Source organism: Streptomyces rugosispiralis (genome assembly GCF_024505145.1).
In the GTDB taxonomy this organism is placed as follows: Bacteria; Actinomycetota; Actinomycetes; order Streptomycetales; family Streptomycetaceae; genus Streptomyces; species Streptomyces rugosispiralis.
In genome coordinates, this window is sequence record NZ_JANIAA010000207.1 from 1 (window position 1) to 632 (window position 632).

Consider the following 632-nt stretch of genomic DNA (forward strand, 5'->3'; position numbering starts at 1 on the left):
TCGGGCAGTGTGGTCTCGGGTCGGGTGGCGTACACGCTGGGCTTCGAGGGGCCCGCCGTGACGGTGGATACGGCGTGTTCGTCGTCGTTGGTGGCGATGCATCTGGCGGCGCAGGCGTTGCGGCAGGGTGAGTGCACGCTGGCGTTGGCCGGTGGGGTGACGGTGATGGCCACCCCGGATGTGTTCACCGGTTTCTCCCGTCAGCGTGGTCTGGCCCCCGATGGCCGGTGCAAGCCCTTCGCGGCGGCCGCCGACGGCACCGGTTGGAGTGAGGGTGTGGGCGTCCTGCTGCTGGAACGGCTGTCGGATGCCCGCCGCAACGGCCACGACATCCTGGCCGTGATCCGTGGCTCCGCCGTCAACCAGGACGGCGCGTCCAACGGGCTCACCGCGCCCAACGGCCCCTCCCAGCAGCGGGTGATCCGGCAGGCCCTGGCCAGTGCCGGTCTTTCGGCCTCGGATGTCGATGCGGTGGAGGCGCACGGTACGGGTACGACGTTGGGCGATCCGATCGAGGCGCAGGCGTTGCTGGCCACGTACGGTCAGGATCGCCCGGCCGAGCGGCCGCTGCTGCTGGGCTCGATCAAGTCCAACATCGGGCATGCGCAGGCGGCGGCGGGTGTCGCGGGTGT

1 protein-coding gene is annotated in these 632 nt (G+C 70.9%); it reads left to right on the forward strand.

Translation table 11 applies throughout. The features are described from left to right. A partial coding sequence (locus NP777_RS47085) for a polyketide synthase (RefSeq protein WP_256656353.1) occupies positions 1 to 632 on the forward strand: 632 nt, incomplete at both ends.